The organism is Alistipes sp. 56_sp_Nov_56_25, assembly GCF_001915285.1.
GTDB classification, from domain to species: Bacteria; Bacteroidota; Bacteroidia; order Bacteroidales; family Rikenellaceae; genus Alistipes; species Alistipes shahii.
In genome coordinates, this window is the sequence record NZ_MNQF01000064.1 from 54,326 (window position 1) to 74,448 (window position 20,123).

11 protein-coding genes are annotated in these 20,123 nt (G+C 44.6%); 5 read left to right on the top strand and 6 right to left on the bottom strand.

Translation table 11 applies throughout. From position 1 onward, the window contains the following. The first annotated feature begins 779 nt into the window (after positions 1 to 779). The 3 genes from BHV64_RS11865 to BHV64_RS11875 are packed head-to-tail and all read left to right on the top strand — an operon-like array spanning position 780 to position 4,870. Positions 780 to 2,828, top strand: coding sequence for a DNA/RNA helicase domain-containing protein (locus tag BHV64_RS11865; RefSeq protein ID WP_288116074.1), 2,049 nt, complete (start codon positions 780 to 782; stop codon positions 2,826 to 2,828). Between the two features lie 54 nt (positions 2,829 to 2,882). After that, positions 2,883 to 3,974: an HNH endonuclease signature motif containing protein gene (locus tag BHV64_RS11870; RefSeq protein ID WP_288116075.1), complete on the top strand. Its 1,092-nt coding sequence runs from the start codon at positions 2,883 to 2,885 to the stop codon at positions 3,972 to 3,974. Positions 3,975 to 4,012: 38 nt separating this feature from the next. Next, a complete protein-coding gene (locus BHV64_RS11875) occupies positions 4,013 to 4,870 on the top strand; it encodes an HNH endonuclease signature motif containing protein (RefSeq protein WP_217727367.1) in 858 nt (285 codons plus the stop codon). Between the two features lie 37 nt (positions 4,871 to 4,907). Here BHV64_RS11875 and BHV64_RS11880 read toward each other — a convergent pair whose 3' ends face one another. The 4 genes from BHV64_RS11880 to BHV64_RS11895 form a co-directional block, all read right to left on the bottom strand. After that, complete coding sequence (locus BHV64_RS11880) at positions 4,908 to 5,375, bottom strand: methyltransferase domain-containing protein (RefSeq protein WP_149887924.1); 468 nt, start codon at positions 5,373 to 5,375, stop codon at positions 4,908 to 4,910. A gap of 4 nt (positions 5,376 to 5,379) precedes the next feature. Then, on the bottom strand, positions 5,380 to 6,450 hold the full coding sequence (locus BHV64_RS11885; protein ID WP_217727368.1) for an HNH endonuclease domain-containing protein: 1,071 nt from the start codon (positions 6,448 to 6,450) through the stop codon (positions 5,380 to 5,382). Between the two features lie 318 nt (positions 6,451 to 6,768). Beyond that, complete coding sequence (locus tag BHV64_RS11890) at positions 6,769 to 7,467, bottom strand: hypothetical protein (RefSeq protein WP_149887926.1); 699 nt, start codon at positions 7,465 to 7,467, stop codon at positions 6,769 to 6,771. Positions 7,468 to 7,678: 211 nt separating this feature from the next. Beyond that, positions 7,679 to 8,587, bottom strand: coding sequence for a haloacid dehalogenase-like hydrolase (locus BHV64_RS11895; protein WP_149887927.1), 909 nt, complete (start codon positions 8,585 to 8,587; stop codon positions 7,679 to 7,681). 805 nt (positions 8,588 to 9,392) lie between these two features. Between BHV64_RS11895 and BHV64_RS11900 the strand changes: the two genes are divergently transcribed. Further along, positions 9,393 to 13,907, top strand: coding sequence for a RecQ family ATP-dependent DNA helicase (locus BHV64_RS11900; RefSeq protein WP_217727377.1), 4,515 nt, complete (start codon positions 9,393 to 9,395; stop codon positions 13,905 to 13,907). A gap of 452 nt (positions 13,908 to 14,359) precedes the next feature. Here BHV64_RS11900 and BHV64_RS11905 read toward each other — a convergent pair whose 3' ends face one another. Both BHV64_RS11905 and BHV64_RS11910 read right to left on the bottom strand, forming a co-directional pair. Further along, positions 14,360 to 14,632: a hypothetical protein gene (locus BHV64_RS11905; RefSeq protein ID WP_149887928.1), complete on the bottom strand. Its 273-nt coding sequence runs from the start codon at positions 14,630 to 14,632 to the stop codon at positions 14,360 to 14,362. Further along, positions 14,629 to 14,883: a hypothetical protein gene (locus BHV64_RS11910; protein WP_149887929.1), complete on the bottom strand. Its 255-nt coding sequence runs from the start codon at positions 14,881 to 14,883 to the stop codon at positions 14,629 to 14,631. The genes BHV64_RS11905 and BHV64_RS11910 overlap by 4 nt, the downstream gene beginning before the upstream one ends. Positions 14,884 to 16,798: 1,915 nt before the next feature. Here BHV64_RS11910 and BHV64_RS11915 point away from each other — a divergent pair. Continuing rightward, the gene (locus tag BHV64_RS11915) at positions 16,799 to 19,924 is read left to right on the top strand and encodes an SIR2 family protein (protein ID WP_217727369.1); all 3,126 of its coding nucleotides are present in this window, start codon (positions 16,799 to 16,801) and stop codon (positions 19,922 to 19,924) included. Positions 19,925 to 20,123: the final 199 nt, after the last annotated feature.

Genomic DNA, 20,123 nt, shown 5'->3' on the forward strand with positions numbered 1-20,123 from the left:
TGTTTTGTTGTTTTGCGGACATATTGATTTGCGGATACCAGCTGGACACATAGGGCTGGAGCGACAACAAGACTTTGGTCGTTGCCCACATTCTTGCATCGGGGAGGGTTGGGCGCTGCGCCTACGGCGGAGGCCCGATAAATACACGATAGAAACCACAGAAACAGGCCATACGCCTCAAAAACCACCGCAGAGTACAACTTATATCGCCAAGTTCCATCATGGCTTAAACGCGAGAAAAATGGGCAACAAATTGATCTTAGGTGGCAGCAGGGATCGAGGACGGTGGACGAAAGATGAGCCAGGGAACGAGAGACACGACACACAGCCGAAGCATGGTTTTTCTCCTTTCCATCGGTAGCATCTTCAAAAGTGGGCCGGAGCGAATACGACAACCTTTTCCGCGGGGAAATGGCTCTACTGAGAGCGGCTTTTCGCTGCGGAAACCCCACCGGGGCCTGAGGTTGGCATTTCGCGCCGGGCCCTTACCTTGCTGCCGGATGAAAAGGAGCAGGACTCACAACCGCCCGATGTCGTTTTCCTCGCTGGAGAGGCTTTTCTTCGGATGTCCCTCCCATCAAAACATTACGGGATCAAAATGACCGATTTTGTTAGATTTATCTTAATTTTGTATTCATCGATATTCGAGAAACACGCCCCACAATCTATTCGCTTTGCTTATGACTCGTTGTCTATATCACGCCTCGATACACGAATTTTTACAGCTGTCCCCTGAGGCTCTGTTGGGAACCTTCGTGGATAACTATCACGGAGTTGCTATGACCACAACCAATGAAGCCTGGGCCGATGAAATCCGCATCATGCAAGAGGTTCTGCTACCGTGGAAGGATGAAGATGGACAGGTCATTTTCGAGTACGACATTCCACGACTCGGAAAGCGAATCGATGTTGTTCTGCTGCTTCGTGGGCTTATCTTCTGCCTCGAGTTCAAGACTAGACAAGAGGCTAAGAAGGAGAATATGCAGTCATATATCGAGCAAGTATTAGATTATGCTTTGGATCTGAAGAATTTTCACTTGCTGAGCCAAAATAGGATCATTGTCCCCATTCTCATACATCCCTGGATCAGTAAAAGTTCAAGCGTATTCCAAGCCTCTGTATATGATGATTCCATATACAACCCACTGTTAACAGGGCCAGCTGGTCTACAACAGCTCATTGCCGATGTTCTGGCACATGCTGGAGCCACAGCGCCAGATCCAAGTCTGGGAGCCGACTGGATCATCAGCCCCTACTCACCCACTCCGACCATCATCGAGGCAGCCAAAAGGCTCTACGAGAACCATTCGGTAGAGGATATCACTCGTCATGAGGCGGACAAGGTATCGACCGATCGCACGATTGCATATATCCTCGATGTGATCAAGACCAGTCGAGAGAAGGGCGAGAAGAGCATCTGTTTTGTTACGGGCGTACCAGGAGCCGGGAAGACGTTGGTCGGATTGGATGTTGCCGTCAAACAATCCTACCAAAATGGCGAGAAATTGAGCGAGGATGAAGGGGCCGTTTATCTTTCGGGCAACGGGCCGTTAGTTGCGGTGCTGACCGAGGCTCTGGCCATCGACAACCAGAAGAAGTGCCAAGCTCGGGGCGAGAAAAAGAATCGGTCGGATTCGCGAAGGGAGGTTGGCAAATTCATCCAGATTATCCACCGCTATCGGGACAACATGCTGGCCAAGCTAAAAACTCCGATTGAGAATGGCGTCCTTGAGATTGATCCCAAGAAAGCGATCAAGCTTGCCAAAGCCGGTTATGGAGAGGTGGAACATGTCGCCATTTTTGACGAAGCGCAGCGTTCATGGACCCACAAACGGCTCGCAGATTACCTCAAACGCGGAGGAACCTACGGCAACAAACTCAAGATTCAGAACTTCCCCTACTCCGAGGCGGCCTTTCTCATTTGGTCGCTGGATCAACGGGAGGATTGGGCAACGATTGTATGCTTGGTAGGTGGCGGGCAGGAGATCAACACCGGAGAGGCCGGCATTTCGGAATGGATCAAGGCCCTCAACGAGAAATTTACACACTGGAGGATCTACATCTCCGACAAGCTAACCGAGGCGGAATATGCCGAAGGACGTGTCAATGAACTACTGGCCGGTAATGACAAAGTGAACTTCTCTCCGGAACTCCATCTGGGGGTTAGTCTGCGTTCGTTTAGAGCCGAGAACCTCTCCGCTTTTGTGCACGCCTTGCTCTCCTTCAACCCGGACGCTGCTGCGCTGTACGACACGATCAAAGCACACTATCCGATTGTTCTGACCCGAGATATGGCCAAGGCAAGGGCTTGGCTACGCAAGCACACCCGAGGCTCACAACGCTCCGGCGTTCTCGTCAGCAAGACTGCCGCACGCTTTAAGCCGCTGGCCGTCGATGTTCTGGGCCAAGGCGACGAAAATGCTGTCCACTGGTTCCTGATGGATAAGACTGACATCAGGTCTTCAAACTACCTCGAGGATGCGGCAACCGAGATCCAGGTACAAGGGCTTGAACTGGATTATACCTGCGTCCTTTGGGATGCCGATCTGCGCTGCGAGAACGGACGTTGGCGATACTTCAATTTCAACGGCCGAACTGCCTGGCGCGAAGAATCAGGGCAAACCGAAAGCAGCCTCGAACGAAGGAAATACATGCTGAATGCCTACCGTGTCCTCCTAACACGCGCCCGTATCGGCATGGTCATTTGCGTTCCAGAAGGCAATTCCAACAAGACCGTCGATGGTTTCCCGGAAGATACAACCCGACTACCTGAGTTTTATAACGGTACCTACGAATACCTCAAGTCAATAGGTTTGGAGGAGATATAATCGAATAATTAATCATGTGTCTTTATTAGATAGGGCACTCACAAAAGACCATTTATGGAAGCCTCACCTCAAGAATTATTATCTCAATACAGCGAGATTCGAGAATGCGATTTTAAAGAACGCCATTATTCCGTTCGAGATAACGGTGCAATATACCGGCATCCCAAAAAAGATTGCCGCCCATCCAAACTGGACTGTATATGGACCTTTGGGTCCAAAGACAATAAAACAGGTTATATGCTCTATGGTGGAGTTCGCGTTCATCAAATCGTCGCAACAGCGTTTCATGGAACACCTGATGATCCACATATGGTCATCGATCACAAAGATACAAACAGATGTAACAATCGCCCTGAAAATCTTGCATGGGTTACTCGGTTGGAGAATGCTCTCAACAACCCCATAACCAGAAACAAAATCAAATATTTATGTGGTTCAATCGAGGCTTTTTTAGAGGATCCCTCCATTCTGCGTGAATCTGCATCAGATTCCAATACCGGTTGGATGCGTACTGTATCAAAGGAAGAAGCAGCAAAATGCCTTAAAAATCTTGAAAGATGGGCAAAGGAAGATAACACTACCCCAAAATCAACAAATGAAAGCAAAGGAATCGGAGAATGGATCTACCAAGACAGCCCAGACAGCGGACTCGGATCATCTTGGAATCTAACTTGGGATTCAAAAGAAATACATAAATCATATGCTCAGCAACGGGCTGAAATCGAAGCTGAAACTGCCAGACACTACGAAGAACAACTCTCACTCAAAGAATCTCTAACACCTGGAGCAAAACAAATACATTGGAAGGTCCCAACAGAGTTTCCATTGTGTCCCAACACTCATACAGAAACACCATTACAAGACTACATAGCAAATTTAAATCCGACAGCAGTATTTTGTCAAAATCAATACTATCATTCAGAAGTCATTAAAGCAGAACTTTCTTTAGACAAAACACATATAGCAGTGCTTACGACCACTAGCGGAGTTACCAATTTTGCCCTCACAGAAATCAGATACGAAGATGGATTTTATATACACGAAAGTATCCGCACGTTCTTTACTGAAGAAGGAGCTGAAAAATACTACACACTATCCCTTGGCAAAGAATGGGCCGGAGGAGATGTTCTGGAAGATTATTGTTAATTATTAATACTTCTGTGAGAAAATCATTCAAAGTCAAAATGAAGCTCATTTACCTAAAAGATATAGACAAAAGCATTTTGTATCAAGGATTTACCATCCGCACGGCATTACTCAACCAGTTTATTGATTTTTTCGGGAAACTGGCTATTGGTGAAACTCGAAGAATATCTATAATGTGGGATAATCAGCTCTTCACAGATATAGATGTTATCAATCAAAATTTCAATAGAGTACGATATCCCAACCATCCTGAGATGTATCAGGTAAGGTATAGTCCCAACCACCCTTTTGCCAAGGCGTTGCGTCTTGCTTTCCCGGAGTTAACACAATACCTTGAACAGCAGCTGGCTCTAAAAAAAGAACTTACTCAACAAGGGGTCAAGACACACAACATTCGAATTCCAAACGAACTACGAAGTTCTATCGTGTTCTATGCGACTGCGAATAAAGACATCTGGGAGGCAGTTTCGATCCCCGCTCATGAAATAAACCAAGCTAAACAAGAGCTTATAGCTCACCCCATCGAAGAGTCGCTGCTTGAAAGTTTATTGTTGAATGACGAAACAGCCCAAATTATTGAGAGGCCACATTTAGCAAGAATCAGAAGAATAGATAAAAATGTCTGCCTGAATCTCAAGAGGCTGTATGGGTATCGCTGTCAGATATGTGGCCAACTCATTACATTACCCTATGGAGGACAATACCATGTGATTGATGCACATCACATAGATCCTTTTAGCACCTCTCTCAATAATAATTTTAGCAACATTGTTATTCTATGTCCAAATCACCATCGAATCATACATGCCTATAATCCCCATTTTACGTCGAAAACCAAAGAATTCGTCTACGCAAACGGATACAGAGACAAGTTAAGCTTGAACCTACATTTATAACAGACACAATTCATGAGGCTACAATAAGTGATCTATTTCATCGTTGATACCGATACAGCTCAAAACCAGAATTGCAAACCAGACTTGGATAAGGCAATTGGACGTTACACTGGTAAGTGTATTTTCGATAGATGGGGTGCATACGGAATCCCTCTTTTGTCAAGTCTCGACGAACGGCAAAATAGGCTATCCCGTGCGGAGCTAACAAATGGTCGATATCCATCATCACCTCGGCCTGTGCATAAGGTTCCAGCACGTTCAAGACATAAATGCACATAATCGTATCGAATTCCCCTTCGGGGTATTCCGGACGATAATAGCAATCATACCCCGTAATATCATGTCCCTGCCGTCTCAGTTCATCCGTATCGAAACCGAGCCCACATCCAAAATCGAGAATCCGCCCCTTCAGCAAACCATGCTGAAGCAGATAACGAGCCGGAGCCGACAACCGGGACCTTTTGATTGCCGTTAGATAGGGATGATTTATCTTTATCGGTTCCATCGCTTTAACCTTTCCAAGTTTCAAATCCCATATTCAATGCTATCTGGTCCATTGGCCCGAAGGTACGTTTGTAAAGCTCGAGAAAGTTATCTTCATCCATGAGTACAAGTTCTCGAGGCGTATGTCCCAACGATAGATAGTCCTCCAATATGCGACTATCTCGACCGGCTTTCAGATAAGTCTGTAAAGCGTGATATTGCAGATGCGCCATCTTAGGAAGGTAACGCTCTAAATCAGGCAATCGATCGCTTTTTGACGAATTGACACTCCCATCAGCCGGCACCAGATTCCAAAGCAAATCATGCGAAACAAAACTCCACGGAATAAAATGATCCAGTTCGTATTCGCCTGTATGGAGCTGTCGCCCTGTATAGATACATTCTATCGGACCAACAATCTGCATAACTGTATTCCAATACCGATGCTGCGCTGTAAGAGGAGTCCGTGTTTCAGGCTTTATCAGCTTATTGGATATGGCCGGAACATTCGGATTCCGCACTTGGAGGAACTGTGTCAGATTCCAATAAGTGAAATCGACCAATATACCGTAATGGGCATGCAGATAGGAATCCCAAGACGGATTAAGTTCTATGTAAAAAGAACTGCGATCCTTATACAGTGCATACAAACAGCTATTCTCCAACGTCTGCGAGCGACGAATCATCTCCCGATCATCAGAGGTATCAATCCAAGGACGAAGGAAACGATACGGGACATTGAGCGTAAGGACTCGTAATCGACTTCGTATCGTCGGTTCTCCCAACCGACCACGTAGTTCCTCAATTATTATCTTCTGACTTGCATCAATGGGCAGGTTCGTCTCTTTCTGAAGTTCTGTCACAATCTCGAACAACGAGTCACTCTTACCGAACGACAGCCTGAAATAATGAATCGGATACCAGGCATTGGCCACCATCCGAATTACCAGCTCCCAAACATCCATCCGAAGATTTCCCGTCCGAGCATGCTCCTGCATCAAGGAGAGAAACCAGAAATACTTATACGTCGCAACCGTCTTGTCGAAAATTCGCCCAAGACAGCCAGTCGTAAGTTGTTCGAATTGGGGAAGCTGCATATGCAATCAACTTTGAATGTATAAAATTACGAAAATATCCTGAAAGCCTATCAGATCTTCAAATAATACAGACTCAATATCGGATACATCTCAAGCCTAATACCGATAAAATGGATCAAATCATCATGTAAGCAGATATAGAGAATAGGGCCTTGTGAATCGGGTGATCTGGAACATCAAAATTAACTTTGCTACTATGCTCTTTTCGTGAGCCTGTAAAATACTCTTCCCCAGATCGGCTACAACCTTAACCCTTTAATAATAGGCCGCATAAATACCAGGAAGAAGAATACCTGCTCAAGATTTATATTATAAAAATCAGTTACTGGGATGATTCACTATCTTTATTGAATCCATAACCTTAATTGTATTATCCACATAAACTCTTGGTTTACCAGATATATTTTCCTCAATACTATCTAACCAAGGTCCCAATTCAATCCCATTAGCATGGAAACTATTGTTATTAATTTTCTCCCAAGATAAAATATAATGTTTAGACCATCCCTTTTCTAAAGGGACATCAGTCTTTGCAAACATTCTTGCAATATCCGGTTTCGAATTCTTTATCAGATGTTCGATAGTATGATGCGCAACTATACCATAGAATTTAATTTCATCTTGTAGTAGATATGCATCGACTAATGGTTGTCCAAAAAAAATTTGATGGGACTCGTCATATGTAAATTGTCCTTTAGCTATAGCACCTTTAATCGGCAGTCCCGCCTTTAGACTTGTTTGTACTAAGCATGTACCCGCCTTAGAAATAAGGTTCAATGATCTATTATCAACCCCATTAACCACGATGACAATTGAATCTGAATATTGAGAAAATCTGAGATGATCTCCAAGTTTGAATGGAGACATCTTACGAGACCATTCTTCTTTAAAAGCTACTAAAGTATGCTTTAGGTCAATGTGGCGAGTTCTCATTACTCGATCTTTAAATCCCATTATATCCGCAAAAAGGATCAATCGTTCTATATCATCATCCCACGATCTCTCTTGTTGTTTCATAACTACACAAATACGTTAATAACACGAATAATACGCAAAAAAGCAATAATTATTATAATATCGATATTTTTACAAGATATATAAAAGTCTGCTATTAAAAGAGACAAGAAGGCCTCAAATAATTCGAGTAGCAATCTACAAAATTTCAACCCCTATTAAATATTAGAATCGAGAATGAAATATATTGCTACGATACTAGTAACTTATTAATTTAAACCAAATGATGGGGTATGGCACTTAGATTGCCTCTTTTGGCCTGTTCTTCTTTCTTTATTCTCTCAGCAAATTCTTGAATCTTATTACAAATCCACATCGATGCAGTTGTACCATCAGAATAGTCCGCTTCTGCAAACATATCAATTCGACCATCTTCTCTTAATTGTTCAACTTGCTTAAAGGCTTTATTATTTCCCTTAGGATATATTGCAAATGTTGCTCCTCCATTGCCTTTTACAACGGAGAAGGCAGGTACATCGCTGGGGCCATCGGCAATATATATCATATTCCTAAAATCTACTCGCCGCTGTTCATTTGTCATCTTACTATTGACATCTACCTTAACATCACCTCCAACGCCTTTATTTATTTCAAAAAGAGCTCTAGTTTTAGAGGTATTATCAATAGTGTATCCTATCTCAGATATAATCTTACCCCCTTGATCATCTTCAGCTTCGATAAGTTCACACCCCCAAACATATTTTACATATTCCATTATCGAGGTACCTCTAATAACTTGCGCAAAACCGGTACTTACTATATAATGTTCAACTTTTATATTATACTCCTCACAAACAGGGTCAGCCTTTAATAATTCTGTTGTTGTTCTAAATATTTCAGGGATTCCTTTGTAAAAAGACTGCTCCTTACCATATTTTTCCAGTTTTTCATTATTTAGACCTCTAAATCTCCCATCTTTAACATATCTCAGAAATTGATTCAAATATATCGTATCAGGATTAACCCTTACATGCTGTTCTCTCATATATTTTTCTGGTAACGAATTCACTTCACGCCAGAACGCAGAAGCATCTACGTGATATTCCTTAAAAATTGGATCCTGCATATACCCATCAACTAAGGTCTTATCAAAATCCCAAATTACTGCTATTATATTCTTCATATCTAATTTAATTAATTATAATATAAATCATTACAAATATACAAATTATCTTCTCTAACTTCTTTTTTAACCACACTATTATCGCAACCTTTTAATCAAAAACTCATTACTCAAAAACAGAAGCCTGGCAAAAAACTTTCTCTGTATAAATCAGTAGAATTCCAAAGTCTACATAAATTCGAATCAGAAGCATACAAACAGTTATTAAATCAAAAGAGATTTAAGCATACAACTCTATTTCATTTATCAGAACAGAAACACTATCTAACTAAACACCTCCCAATAAAAACGACATGCTATATTCAAGAAAAAATGTTAAATTTGTAGAAAGCAACAACCTGAAATCCTGATTCATATTCACTTAAAGCGAAGACATCACCAAACTGAACCAAAAAACCACATCATGCAGGAGAATCCCATATCGAACCAACCGACTGAAATCGGAGCTGTCGAGCCGTTGAATACGACCCGCGCAAGCAGTCGCTCGTCGCTTCGGTATGGTCCGCTGCGTTATGCGGTTGTAGATGTTGAGATCGGGCTGACAGACCACCGGATCCACGACATCGGGGCGCTCCGCTACGATGGGGCTATCTTTCATAAAGCCTCAAAAGAGGAGCTGCTACACTTCCTCGAGCGTGGGGAGTACCTCTGCGGACACAACATCATCCACCACGATGCCAAATACCTCTTCGAGGATCAACCGATTCCCTGGCGGCTGGTCGACACGCTTTACCTCTCGCCCCTGCTCTTTCCCGAACGTCCCTATCATCGGCTTGTAAAGGATGATAAATTGGTCAGCGACCAGATGAACAATCCGGTCAACGACTGCGAAAAGGCACGTGATCTGCTTCTGGACGAGATGGCCCGTTGGGATGCATGGCCCGAACAGAAACAGAGACTCTTCACTGCGCTGCTGAGGGGGCAGCCGGAGTTCGACGGATTCCTCGATCTGATGGGAGCTGGCCCGAAGGATTGCAACCTCAGCGAACAAATCGCCACCGTCTACCGAGGCCGCATCTGCCAAAATGTCGAACTCGAACCGTTGATCGAACACTACCCCTGCGAACTGGCCTATGCACTGGCGCTAATCGACACGACCGATCACCGCTCCATCACGCCGGGATGGGTATTGCACAACTACCCGAGTGTGGAGTTCGTCATCAAGAAGCTGCGCCACACCCCCTGCCTTGCAGACTGTGCCTACTGCAACGCCCAACTTGACGTTCACCGCAGCCTCAAGTCGCTGTTCGGTTACGATGCCTTCCGCACCTACGAAGGTGAGCCTCTCCAGGAGCGGGCAGCGCAGGCGGCCGTCGAGGGTCGCTCTCTGCTGGCAATCTTCCCGACCGGTGGTGGGAAATCACTCACCTTCCAGCTGCCGGCTCTTATGGCAGGGCTCTCGGTCCACGGACTCACGGTGGTGATCTCACCCCTGCAGTCGCTGATGAAGGACCAGGTGGATAACCTCGCCGAACGGGGTATCACCGAGGCCGTCACCATCAACGGCATGCTGGATCCCATCACGCGGGCTCTTGCCATCGAAAAAGTGCAGGATGGAACGGCCGCGCTGCTCTACATCTCGCCCGAGATGCTCCGCTCGGCTACGATCGAACGTATCCTCCTTGCCCGCAACGTCGTCCGCTTCGTCATCGACGAGGCTCATTGTTTCTCGTCGTGGGGCCAGGACTTCCGGGTCGATTACCTCTACATCGGCCACTTCATCCGCAAATACCAGCAGAAAAAGGGAAGCAAGCTCCCGATCCCGGTCTCCTGCTTCACCGCCACGGCCAAACAGAAGGTGATCCAGGACATCCGCGACTACTTCGAACAGACGCTGGATCTGAATCTGGAGCTCTTCGCCTCGAAGGCCACGCGCACAAATCTGAGCTATTCGGTACTGCACGTCGACAACGACGAAGAGAAATACCAGCGACTGCGCGAGCTCATTGCCGATTCACAATGCCCAACCATCGTCTATGTCTCGCGAACCCGCCGAACCCGGGAATTGGCTTCACGTCTCACGCACGACGGTTTCCGGGCCCTTCCCTTCAACGGCAAGATGGATTCCGACGAGAAGATTACCAACCAGGAGGCCTTCATGAACGACCAGGTGCGCATCATCGTCGCCACGTCAGCCTTCGGCATGGGTGTGGACAAGAGCGACGTGGGGCTGGTGGTCCATTACGACATCTCCGATTCGCTGGAGAACTACGTCCAGGAGGCGGGACGCGCCGGCCGCAACCCCCATCTGCATGCCCGCTGCTACGTTCTCTACGGCGACAACGACCTGGACAAGCATTTCATCCTGCTGAACCAGACGAAGCTGAGTATCGGCGAGATTCAGCAGGTATGGAAGGCTGTGAAGGAGCTCACGCGCCAGCGCATGCGGGTCAACTCGTCGGCACTGGAGATCGCGCGTCAAGCCGGTTGGGACGGTTCGGGCTCCGACATCGAAACCCGGGTACGAACCGCGCTGGCGGCACTCGAACAGGCCGGCTACCTCGAACGGGGCAACAACGTTCCGCACGTCTACGCCACAGGCATCACCGTGCGGAATCTCGACGAAGCCCGGCGACGGCTGACAGCCTCGCCGCTGTTCGACAGCAAGGAGACCGAACAGGCTGTCCGCATCATCAAGTCTCTCATCTCGAAAAAATATATCGCCAAGGCGCAGGACTCGGAGGCCGAATCGCGAATCGATTACCTGGCCGACATTCTGGGGATGAGCAAGCGCGAGGTGATCTCCGCCGTGGAACGCATGCGCCAAGAGGGGATCCTGGCCGACAGCAAGGATCTGTCGGCCTACCTGCTCGGAACAGGGGATTCGGAACGCAAGTCGCAGCAGCTGCTCGAACGCTTTATCCAGCTCGAACGCTACCTGCTCCACCGCATCCCGGAGGAGGGGCTCAGCATCTCTTGCAAGCAGCTGAACGAGGATGCCATCCAGGAGGGAATCAGCACCTCGAAGGAGAAAGATATCCGCACCCTGCTCTATTTCCTTACGGTCAAGGGATACCTCCGCAAACAGGAAGATGCGGACCACAACCTGCAGCTTCGGCGACAGACCGACCTGCAGTCGACGGAGGCCCGGTTCGACAAACGGGCCGAGATCTGCCGCTTCGCCATCGGTTGGCTCTACCGCCAGGCCGCCGAGTTGTCGCGTACGCTCGCGCAACCCAACGCCACCGGGCAGGAACATACCGTCGCGGACAATGCCGTGCAGTTCTCGATCGTCGAGTTGCTGAATCAATTCAAGGCCGATAACCGGACGATGCTCTTCGGGCGGAACGACCTGCAGCTGGGCGAGGTCGAGGAGGCACTTCTCTATCTCTCGAAGATCGGAGCGCTGAAGCTCGAAGGGGGCTTTCTGGTCCTCTACAACGCGATGGACATCCGCCGGATCAAGGACAACAAGTCGCGCTACAAGGTCGACGACTACCGGCTGCTCAACGCCTTCTACAAGCAGAAGATCCAGCAGGTCCACATCGTGGGCGAGTATGCCAATCTGATGGTCAAGAACTACAACGCGGCGCTGCAGTTCGTACAGGACTACTTCCAGATGGACTACCGGCGCTTCATTGCGAAATACTTCCGCGGCGAGCGCATCAACGAGATCCAGCGCAACCTGACGCCCCAGAAATACGAACAGCTCTTCGGGGCGCTCTCCCCTCGACAGATGGAGATCATCTCCGACAAGGAGTCCCACTGCATCGTGGTTGCGGCTGGACCCGGTAGCGGCAAGACCCGTGTGCTGGTCCACAAACTGGCATCGCTGCTCCTGCTCGAAGATGTCAAGCACGAACAGTTGCTGATGCTCACCTTCTCGCGTGCGGCGGCTACGGAGTTCAAACAGCGGCTGATGGCGTTGATCGGCAATGCGGCCCACTTTGTCGAGATCAAGACCTTCCACTCCTATTGCTTCGATCTGCTGGGGCGTATCGGCAACCTCGAAGATGCCCAAGACATTGTCTCGCGGGCTGCCCGGATGATCGAACAGGGAGAGGTCGAACCCAACAAGATCGGCAAGACCGTGCTCGTCATCGATGAAGCTCAGGACATGGCCGCCGACGAATATGCCCTCGTAACAGCGCTGATGGCCCGCAACGAGGAGATGCGCGTCATCGCCGTGGGTGACGACGACCAGAACATCTACGAATTCCGGGGTTCTGACTCAGGCTACATGTTCCAACTGGCCCAACGACCCGGAACTCGTCTCATCGAGATGACCGACAATTTCCGCAGCGCCCGCCATCCGGTCACCTTTGCCAACAGGTTCGTCCAATCGATCTCCGGACGAATGAAGCACACGCAGATCCACTCGATGCGGCACGAAGAGGGATGGGTTGGCGTCACCTGCCACACCTCGGCAATCATGTACCGCCCGCTGGTCGACGAACTGCTCCGTAACCGTCATGCGGGCACCTCGTGCGTCCTCACCCAGACGAACGACGAGGCGGTCATCCTGACCGGACTTCTGCGCAAGGAGGGCGTCCCGTGCAAACTGATCCAGTCGATGGACGGCTTCCGCTTCTGGAACCTCTCCGAGATGCGATACTTCCTCCGATACCTGGACAAACGGGTGACGACACCCGTGATTCCGGGCGAGCTCTGGGAGGAGGCAAAGCGCGCCACGAGTAAGACCTACGCGCGGAGTCAGAATATGGATCTTGTGAAGCGCTGCTTCGAACAGTTCGAGCAACTCAACCAAACGAAATACATCAGCGATTTCAAAGAGTTCGTCTTCGAATCGTCGATGGAGGATTTCTGCGATGTCTCGGGCTCCGAGGTGGTGGTATCAACCATCCACAAAGCCAAAGGGCGCGAGTTCGACGACGTCTACATGCTCCTGACTGACAACTACACCAAGAATGCGGAGCTGAAACGCCGCTACTACGTGGGAATCACCCGTGCCAAGAACCGTTTGTTCATTCATACCAACGGACACTGCTTTGACCGTCTGACGGCCGACCGCCACGACTGCGACGATCGGAGCTATACCCTGCCCGAAGAGATCGTCCTGCAACTCTCCCATCGAGATGTCTATCTGGAGTTTTTCAAGGGAATCAAACGCGAAGTGCTGGCACTGCAGAGCGGCGATCGGCTGCAATACCGCGACTTCACGCTCTATACCGAGAAGACGGACCTCCCCGTAGCCAAACTCTCAGCCCGGATGCAGAAAACGCTCACCGATTGGTTTGCAAAAGGTTATCGGGTCAAATCCACAACTGTCAGCTTCATTGTGGCCTGGAAATCCAAGGATGCCCCAAAGGAAGAACCAGAGACGGCTGTCCTGCTGGCCGACCTTACCCTCACACTCTGACTGAAGATCCAACAAAAAGTCGAGTTCTAAAATGTAGTTTTGCCTTTCCCCCCTTTGCTTAAAAGAAGACGATGAAGTGATCGTTAGATCTTAGTTCTTTTATGAAAATAGAGATAAACTCTTGAAGTTTTCAGATTTGGATTAATCTTGGCAATTAACATATTACGATACACTATCAAAAAAATAGCTCTGTCTTTTTTACTTCTGACAGCAAAAACTCATAGTATCCCCTAACAATATCACGAATATTGCTCTCTTTTGTATAAGAATCATCAAAGACAAGATAGCATATCATTTTATATCATAAATATAATCAAAACCTTATAAAGCATTACTATTCAATGAATTAATTTGATAATTTTGTCAAATTATTTTTCTGAAAGGGATGAGGTAAGGACACAAAAAATGGCGACCGAGTGGGGCGCCATTGAATACTTGTTCAGATAAAATAGTTATATATTTTCTTTCATCCAACATAAAAGATCATTATCTATCCTGTAAGTCGCCCATGCCGAATCAGTTATATTTATGACAACTATTTTACCTTTATTTTCAATTACTTCAGATAATTCATCGCGGACTTTACGAGATGATTTATTTGTTTTTATTATCCACGCACGATTAAATAATTTTACCCAATCGGGATAGCGCTTTAGCTTACTACTAATTTTAGAGTAAGATTCTACTGCGTCGTCTAATGCATATGTAACGAATAAGGTATTCATTCTTTAGTTGCTTTGAAATAATATCCTACAATAAATCCAAGAGGGCCAGACAAAATACCAGATACCGTAACAAGCATATCTTTGTATTCATCCACTTTGAAACAATTACAAGCTCCAATAATGAATACTATGCCTATTACGATAAAGAAGGCCCAAACATAAATTTGAGCGATCTTACTCCGAGTGTTTTCTTTTTGATCTGAACTCCCTTTTATTTGTTCCTTTATTTCTGGACGATCATTTTCTGGCATATTTTCGTAAATTTGATTTTATGCAAAAATAAAAAAAATTACAGAAGATAATCATTTGAACAATAACAATTTTTACGCCAGAGTATGTATTGCTATTCCGAGAATAGAATTTAAGATTGTGGCAGAAAGTATATAATTGGGATTTTATTTTGATATGTGTATTTATACACAAGGTTTAACACCAGATAAATCCAACTTCATTGGATTTATCTATTTTGGTATATTAAATATATTGGGAATACGAATAGTACAAGAAGACGAAAGCGCAGGCTAACATTTAAGCGGTCATCATTTACAGTAATAGTTAACTTTTCAAACAGAGCCCCAAAATAAAGCGTCGAAAGACTCTTTTTCGCTGACATGTTGGGATCTGCATAACAACATATAGCTTCAGTTAATAGTTTTGTACCATTAAAAATATGAATTTAAAGAAGTATATTTTTAAGAAAGACTGTACGATTCCCGTTATGGACCGTATCGCCATCGACGGAGACAAACCCGCATAGTTCAGCTGCAAAATGACGGTCGCTTCGGCACATTGGAATACAACATATGACAGGTCGGAGCTTTACTGCAGAGGAGACGAACAAGTTAACCGACTACATTCGTGTAAGAATCTACAACCACTTCCACAAAGTAGAGGATTGAGATGATGTCGTTATGGTGGAGAAAATTAAAAACGACTTTTAAGTCTGGAATACCGCCACGAAACACAAATGAAAGATTCCGAGCAGATCAACAGTTATTTCGACAAGTTAGCATAAGCCGGAATACGTACAAAATCGACTCAGCAAAAGTACCTGACCGTTTATAACCTCTTGAAACGGGTTCTCAAGACGCGAGATTATGAGAGCAACATTGTATGGAAAGAGACAACCCCGTGCATTTATTAATAAATTCGACTGTATAACCTCTCTGATGACAACATCCGCACGTATTTCGACGACCATGAGTGAATATCATATCTCCCATCAAAAAAAATAGTCTTGCCGAGGTGCAGTTCGATATTCCCACAATAATTTAAAAATACAAAGGGATAGGTGAAGGCAGTAAGATATTCCACGTATCCAAGCACCGAATGGTTCTCTAAACCATCAAAAATGATTATGAAATTCGCGGCATAAATAAGGATGTTACATGGCACCAGGCGCGGCACACGATGTTACAATTGCCTGCCAGCCGAACAACGTACTGATTAAAATGTGCTGCTCAATTTTTAGGATACAAGCACATCTGCACGATGCAGACTTATGCCGAGATCTCGAAAGAGAATGACAAAAAAGACAAGACTGAATTCGTCACACAATTGAAATCCATCATAGCATTTGCATGAGTAGCAATTTAATCGACACAATATTAATTTCAAATAAGGATGATATGAAAATAAACACAAGAAAGATAGAAGGATAAGCAATCTGCAAAATAGGCTACGAAGTATGGGAGACGCTGCCATAACTCGTCAAATTATTCAGCACGACAGCCAAAACGATCTATGCAGAAATTAAGACCACCCTTAAAAACGTCTTGAACGACTACGACAACTGCAAATATATCTGCCTGGATAGCAATAGCAGCAACTGTGCGGCCGCATATAACATCTTGGTCGTCATAACTCTCGCATTCTGACTAAACACCTGGCTTAAGTCGGTTTTTCATAAAGTAGCCGGTAAAGACCGCCCCCAACACGAGACACTTCCGATTGTCCATTCTGGATAAGAACAAGTCTCTAAATTGATCCAAACGAACAAGGAAACTGACAAACACATAGGCTCAGTTTTATTTTCGACCAATTGCATTGCGGTAGTTTTCCGCAATTATCTTCTCAATGTCCATTTCACAAGGAAAAGCTCCTATACCTTTGATATGTTGGATGTAATAGTTAATTTTGTAAGAACTATAAGTGCTGTATAATTTTATGATTGGTTTCAACTTGGATTTCGATGCGTTTGTTCGTTCGTTTGTTCAGAATCGAGATACTTCTTTTGCATTTTTGTTAGGAGCTGGAGCGTCGATTACTTCGGGAATACCATCCGCCGATGATTGTATCTGGGATTGGAAGAGAATGATTTATTGTTCTTCCCAGTCATCCATTCCTCCATTCATCGATCCCAAATCCGATCTTTGTAAAAATATCATCCAGAAATGGATTGATAATCAAGGAGGGTTCCCGTCTATTGGAGATCCTAATGAATATACCTTCTATGCAGAAAAAGCTTTACCTATTGAGGGTGATAGAGTGAAATATTTTGAGCATTTAGCTCAAAGTAAGCAGCCATACATTGGATATAAGCTTTTATGTCTTCTGAACAAATACGGCATTGTCAAATCTGTGTGGTCAACCAACTTCGATGGCTTGGTCGAACGTGCTGCCCAACAAGCCAATATTACGCCTATTTGCATAAATCTAAATTGTGCTGAACGAATATATCGGACAGAAAGTACCAGTGAATTATTATACATTGCCTTACATGGAGATTATAAATATACGTCATTAAAAAATACTTCTAAAGAGTTGGATAGCCAACATCCGATTTTTGTGGCAGCATTAAAACGATATTTTAATGATAAGAATCTCATAGTAATCGGTTACAGTGGTCGTGATAAATCCCTAATGTCAGCATTAACTGAAGCTTTCTCTGAAAGAGGCTCTGGACGGATATACTGGTGTGGCTATGGTTCCCACATCTCCCCCGAGGTGGAATCTCTTTTGAGAACAGCAAGAGAAGCGAACAGGGATGCATATTACATTGATACTGATGGATTTGACAAGACAATGCTTTCTCTTGTCATCAATTGTTTTCAAGCTGATATAGAGAAGAAGAAAGAAATCATGTCTATATTGGAGAGTGTTCCCGAGGATAATAACACGTCTCCATTTTCAATTCATATAACGAAAACGGACAAATACTTGAAAAGTAATTTGTACCCCATAATTTTCCCAAAAGAATTATTTCAATTTGAGATTGAATATCATGACGGTGAAAAACCTTGGGACTTTTTAAGGGAGATTACTAAAGACCAAAATATTATAGCTGTTCCATACAAGAAAAAAGTATATGCTTTCTCCACAGGCTCAGCTATTAACAATGTATTTGGCTCCCGACTAAAAAGTGATATTGAGCGGATTCCCGTTTCAATGGACGATATAGAGCGAAAAAGCAGTTATAGAGAACTGTTTTTAAGAGCAACGCTCCAAAGTATTGCGATAATTCGAGGTCTCAATGTCGATATTAGGCACAATATACTTTGGCGTTCCGATATTTTTAGAAATGACAATGGCACCTTGGTACATGAAGCTATAGAATGTTCACTTGTTTTTGTGCCACAGCAAAAATATGCTCTGCTTGCTTTGCGACCTACAATATATGTAGAGAATTCTCATAGGGTATCAAAAGAGAAAAAGCAAGAATATACGCGAATTTATCTGGATAAAATGTGGAACAAAGCATATAGCAATAAACTTGCCCAATGGGAAAATATTATATTCGGCGGAACTCGTTTATCTTTTGAGGTTCCTCAAAATTCCGGGAGTGGGTTTAAATTTCTAATAGGCCAGAACTGCGGATTCTCCGAAATACAATATCAAGACACTACCGAACACGGATATTCATCAAAATCGTACGATAACAAAAGAACCATCTATCGAGGACTTCAGATCAAAGAACCGAAATTAGAGTTTGTAAATACATTTGCAGACAGACCTTTTTTAGATTCAAACCCTATGAGAGGGCTGTCAAATCACAGACCTTATGATTCTTGGCAGAAAGACGTTCTACTACAGAATGTTAGAGTGGGTGTAATATGCCCCAATACACATTCCGATAGATTTCACTCTTTTTTACAACAGTTAAACACGACCATTCAAGCGAACGATGATTCGGATTACATTCAGCCATATACTGGATTTCATAGTATATATAAAACATTGTTGGAGATTCCCGATAACGGCACTGATAAATGGATAAATATAGAAGACACTCCAAAAGACACAATATCTCTTGCTCAATCAATATGTCATAAAGCTGGTTGTTTAGCTGATAAATATCCCGGAATTGTGGTTGTAATTTACATTCCCACAGCATGGAGTCAACACAAACAATTCAAGCATGATGGAGAATCGTTTGATTTACACAATTTTATAAAGGCCTATGCAGCTCAACGCAGCTTTACAACTCAGATCATAGAAGAAAAAACTTTGAATGACCCAATGGTATGCGAAATCTGCTGGTGGCTGTCATTAGCTCTATTTGTTAAGGCGATGCGTACCCCTTGGGCATTAGCTAATCTCGATTCAGATACGGCATATGCAGGTATAGGTTATAGTGTCAAAACAAATAGCAAAGGGAAAGTGGACATCGTTTTGGGTTGTAGCCATATATACAATGCGAAGGGGCAGGGGTTAAGATATAAATTATCAAAAGTAGAACAACCTCAATTCGACAGAAAAAAGAATCCACATTTAACCTATGAAGAAGCATTTAAGTTTGGAATAACCATACGTGAATTATTTGTTAAATCTATGGATAGGTTACCCCGTCGAGTTGTTATTCACAAACGAACTCCGTTTCAAAAAGACGAAATTGAAGGTATTACGCACGCATTAACGCAGGCTGGTATTAAGGATATCGATTTAATAACTATCAATTACGAATACAACGCCAAATTTATTGCTCAAAAGGTCTATAATGACAATATTTCAGACGATTCATATCCAGTATCGAGAGGTACCTGCATAAAATTGTCATCCAGGAATGCCTTACTATGGACACATGGCGTTGTGCCATCAATTAGAGAAAGAAGACGTTACTATCCCGGAGGAAGATGTATTCCTGCACCTTTGAAAATAACTAAATATTATGGGAAAGGAGATCTTCCTACTATTGCTGCAGAGATTATAGGATTTACAAAAATGAATTGGAATTCGTTTAACTTATATACAAAATTACCGGCAACGATTGATACATCTAATACGTTAGCTCAAGTCGGGAACTTATTGCATCAATATAATGGAGCGACTTATGATTATCGATATTTTATTTAACGATGATTATATCTGTACTCTTAAAGTTATTATTCACTTATTATCAAGTTAGGAACTTCATTAACTATGAGGGGGGGGGAGCGTTGCCACAGAATTATTCGTTTTTACTATCAGATGCAAACGCAAGTTCGACGGATTTTCTGCTCAACAATCCAACGTCGTGACCAACTAATGTTGAACGTTTTTCACAACCGACCTA